Source organism: Roseibium sp., from assembly GCF_050301095.1.
Lineage (GTDB): Bacteria > Pseudomonadota > Alphaproteobacteria > Rhizobiales > Stappiaceae > Roseibium.
Map to the genome: position 1 here is coordinate 1 of NZ_JBNKYW010000188.1, position 4141 is coordinate 4141.

At 62.5% G+C, this 4141-nt stretch carries 3 protein-coding genes and 1 pseudogene; 1 reads left to right on the top strand and 3 read right to left on the bottom strand.

What is annotated here, in order from left to right:
• The 3 genes and pseudogenes from ACQY7U_RS17330 to ACQY7U_RS17340 all read right to left on the bottom strand — a co-directional run.
• Window positions 1-1104: pseudogene (locus ACQY7U_RS17330) on the bottom strand (hypothetical protein); the annotation flags it as partial.
• 139 nt (window positions 1105-1243) lie between these two features.
• Window positions 1244-1801, bottom strand: a complete 558-nt coding sequence (locus tag ACQY7U_RS17335) for an ActR/PrrA/RegA family redox response regulator transcription factor (RefSeq protein WP_428646954.1) — start codon at window positions 1799-1801, stop codon at window positions 1244-1246.
• A gap of 77 nt (window positions 1802-1878) precedes the next feature.
• Window positions 1879-3222: an ActS/PrrB/RegB family redox-sensitive histidine kinase gene (locus ACQY7U_RS17340; RefSeq protein WP_428646957.1), complete on the bottom strand. Its 1344-nt coding sequence runs from the start codon at window positions 3220-3222 to the stop codon at window positions 1879-1881.
• 176 nt (window positions 3223-3398) lie between these two features.
• Between ACQY7U_RS17340 and secB the strand changes: the two genes are divergently transcribed.
• The gene (secB, locus tag ACQY7U_RS17345; RefSeq protein WP_428646959.1) at window positions 3399-3899 is read left to right on the top strand and encodes a protein-export chaperone SecB; all 501 of its coding nucleotides are present in this window, start codon (window positions 3399-3401) and stop codon (window positions 3897-3899) included.
• Window positions 3900-4141: the final 242 nt, after the last annotated feature.

Consider the following 4141-nt stretch of genomic DNA (forward strand, 5'->3'; position numbering starts at 1 on the left):
GACGAACAGGCGAACCGGATTGGCACTGCCTTTCAGCGAGGCCACATAAGCCGGCATGCCTTCCACGGAGATTGACAGTTCCGATTGCCGGATCATGGCTTCCCAAAGCGGGTCGGTCATCTCGATGTTGACCTCGGGCAGGGAAACGCCGGCTTCATTCAGGCTGGACGAACCGAAGGCGTTATACGCGCCCTCGAAGTCACCGGCCGTGATGCGCACCGCCTGGGGCATGCCTTCCTGCAGGCCTGCCGGCGCCTGCTGGAAGGTAATCTTCGCAAATCCGGACTGTGTTCCGCATTCGGCGCGGAAGTCACGGTCGTCGGTCTGCGGCACGGTGTGCTGGATAAGGGAGATGGACCCGGGTTGGCTGCCGGGCTCGGCAACCCATTCCCTGTCCTCGCGTGCCGTGACGAGGACCGGCTGGGCATTGCCCGTACCAGCGGAACTGCCTGAACCACCGGTAATGCTGTCCCGGACCATCGTCTCGAAATCTCCAGGCACGCTCGCCGTTTCGGTGTCATTGGACTCCGGCGTGGAGATGGGCGTGTCCACCTTTTCGAGCGGTTCCAGGCCGTTGCTGTCGGCCGGAGGATTGATTTCGGTGACCGAAGGTTCGCTGGTGGCTTTCGGCAGGCTGGCGGTCGAAGACCCTGAAGAGGACAGCGCTTCAGAAGCGCTGCTGACCGGCGCGGCGGAGGTTCCGGTTTCCGTGCCGACCACCCGAGCAACGGCGCCCGGCTTGCCGTCGCTGGACACGTCCACGATCAGGGCGTTGCCTTGGCAGATATTGGCGTCACGGTGCAGGACACGGCTGTTTTCCAGCGTCACTTCCAGCTTCACGTCGCAGGGCGGAAGCTTGTTGTCGCTGCCCATCGTGTCAATAACGACACCGGCATCGTCCCGGCTGATGATCGGGCGGTACTTCTTGTTGACGGTGATCGAGCGGATGCCGGGCTCTGGCGGCTCCACGTTGATGCGCAGGGTTTCCGGGACGGACTGGGCGTTAACGGCCGGTCCGGACAACAGGAAAACCAGGCTGCAGGCGGCAAGAAGGCCGGGTTTCAGCAGGGATGCGATAGAAGCACGGGCAGCAAATTGCCGCATGAGCGATCTCCGTTGGAACGCGGGGAACCACCTTCATGGTTAGGGTCAGGCCCCTGGAGCGTTAGGCAATAAATAGGCAAAGTGGCCGGTTGAGGGCAAGCCCGCAGTCGGCCAACGGCAAAGCCCGGGCGGGTGGCCATCAGCGCGGCGCGCGTTTGGCCAGGATCCGCTGCAAGGTGCGTCGGTGCATGTTCAGGCGCCGCGCGGTCTCCGAAACATTCCGGTCGCACAGTTCATAGACACGCTGAATATGTTCCCAGCGGACCCGGTCCGCCGACATCGGGTTTTCCGGCGGCTGGGCCTTGTCTTCCGGTTTGCGTGCCAGGGCCGCAACGATGTCGTCCGGATCGGCGGGCTTGGCCAGATAATCGATGGCCCCAAGCTTCACGGCCGTGACCGCCGTGGCGATATTGCCGTAGCCGGTCAGGACGATTGCCCGGGCATCGGGCCGCTTCTGGCGGATGTTTTCGATCACATCGAGGCCGTTTCCGTCTTCCAGGCGCATGTCGACGATCGCAAAGGCCGGCGCCTTCTGGGCGATCTTGGCAGCCGCATCCTGAACGCCATCAGCGGTTTCGGTCTCGAACCCGCGTTTTTCCATCGCCCGGGCCAGCCTCTGCTGGAAGGGCTTGTCGTCATCGACAATGAGGAGGCTCATGTCCTCCGATGCGTTCAGGGAAGTGTTCTGGTCCGTCATTCTGGGGTTACCGTCTTAGTTCTTGCGACTTGTTTCGGGCGGCGGACTTTTCGTTCGTGCACAACCTGCTTTGTCCGTCAGTTGCTGCTTTTATGGGGTGAAAAAGGCGTTTCGTCCACTCCGGCATCCCTTTCATAAACGTCTCGCGGCCAGCTGACGCGAATTAGGGCTCCGCTTTGCGGCGGGGCTCTGTTCTCAAGAGCGAGCTTCGCACCGGTGCGCTCCAGCAGGGTCTTGGCGATGAAAATTCCGAGACCGAGGCCACCGCCCGTTCCGTGCTGAGGCGGTCTGCCGCCCCGGATGGAGACATAGGGATCGCCGATCTTGCCGAGAATATCGACGGAAAACCCGGGACCGTCGTCCTTGATCGAGACGGACAGGGTCGTCTCGTCCCAGGTGGCGGACACATCGACGCGCGACTTGGCGAAATCCACTGCGTTTTCAACGAGATTGGCAAGTCCGTAGCGGATGGCCGCGTTCCGTGTTCCGATCGGTTCGGCACCCTTGCCGTCATGCAGGGAATGGATCGCGACCCCGGTTCCCCGGTGCGGGTCGATGACATCTTCCAGAAGCTGCGACACCGGCATGCGCTGATAGGTGAGGTCTTCGTCGCTCGACAGGCTGGTCAGCTGCCGCAGGATGCCGCGGCAGCGTTCCGCCTGGGACCGGATCAGCGCAACATCCTCGCCCCGGGCATCGCCGCTCTCGAATTCGTCGGTGAGTTCCTTGGCGACCAGATAGATCGTCGCGAGCGGCGTTCCGAGCTCATGGGCGGCGGCTGTCGCCAGCCCGTCGAGGGCGTTGAGATGCTGTTCCCGGGCAAGCACAAGTTCCGTTGCCGCCAGGGCATCGGCCATCTGGCGGGCTTCCTCGGCAACCCGGAACGCATAGATCGCCATGAAGCCGAGCGTCGACACAAGTGCGATCCAGATGCCGACCGAATAGACAACCGGCAGGCTGAAATTATCGCCTACCGGCCAGGGCAACGGCAGATGGAACACGGCCAGGACCGTGGCACAGGCCGTTGCCAGGACGCCCAGGATGACCGTCTGCCAGGCTGACAGGCCCGTTGCCGACACCATCACCGGGGCCATCAGCAGAAACGCGAAGGGATTGCCGAGACCGCCGGTGAGGAACAGAAGGCCGCTCATCTGCAGGATGTCATAGGCCAGTTGCAAGGTCGCGGCCCGCTCCGACAGGCGCATGGCCGAAGGCGCGCGCACCTTCAGGAAGATGTTGAGCCAGGCGGACAGCGCCACCATGGCAAAGGCGGTGCCGATGGGAAGCGGATAGCCGAGCCCTACATGCACAACCAGCAGCGCCGCGGACTGGCCGCCGACAGCCAGCCAGCGCAGCCGCACCAGGGTGTCCAGTTTCAGCCGCCGGTGCGGCAGGGTGATATTCGAGGCGGTTTCCGTCATCCGTTCCTTTTGAAGCCGTTTCCCGCAGCTGGCAAGGCCGTAGGACTTGTGCCGGAGGGTTGTAGATGGTAGCCAGCCGCTAACAGGGTTGTCCGGATCACGCGGGCCGGCGGCCGACTGGAGGCACTTTTATGCTCTTCATTTCTGATCAGCACCGCGAAACGGAATGAGACAAGATGACCGACACCAATGAAGGCGGTGCACAGCCGCAGGCGGAAGACGCCGCAGCTCCGGGCATGCACATCCTTGGCCAATACATCAAGGACCTGTCTTTCGAAAACCCCAACGCGCCGCGTTCCCTGACGCAGGGCGACCAGCCGAAACTCGACATCAACGTCAATGTCGGCGCCCAGCCGGTCGGCGAGGAACAGTTCGAAGTCGTCCTCACGCTGAACGCCAAGGCCGAGCGTCCGGACATGGTCATGTTCAACGTGGAACTGGTCTATGCCGGTCTCTTCAAGATCACGGGCGTGCCGAAGGAGCATATGCACCCGTTTGTCATGATCGAATGCCCGCGCATGATCTTCCCGTTCGCACGCAACATCCTGTCCGAAGCGACCCGCAACGGCGGCTTCCCGCCGCTGATGCTCGACCCGATCGACTTTGCCCAGCTGTACCGCCAGAACATGGCGCAGCAGGCCGCCGCACAGCAGGCCGGTGAGCAGAAGCCGAACTGAGGTCTTTCGGATCTGACGCTATTCATGACCCGTGCCGGGAGACTGGCGCGGGTTTTTCATTTCCGGTTTGATGACCGTCCGGCAACACAGACCCGTCACACCGGCCTGTCATCCCGGCCGAAGCGTAACGGATAGCCGGGACGCAGGACACACGGGACCAGATCTCCGATCCATTACAAATAATTGAGTTTCCCGGTTTCCCGCTTTCGCGGGAATGACAACAGAGGGGGTTTCACGCCTCT

Bases quoted from the DNA above. Each gene is read 5' to 3' on its own strand.
- ACQY7U_RS17335 (WP_428646954.1), bottom strand. From the start codon at position 1,801: ATGACGGACCAGAACACTTCCCTGAACGCATCGGAGGACATGAGCCTC.
- ACQY7U_RS17340 (WP_428646957.1), bottom strand. From the start codon at position 3,222: ATGACGGAAACCGCCTCGAATATCACCCTGCCGCACCGGCGGCTGAAA.
- secB (WP_428646959.1), top strand. From the start codon at position 3,399: ATGACCGACACCAATGAAGGCGGTGCACAGCCGCAGGCGGAAGACGCC.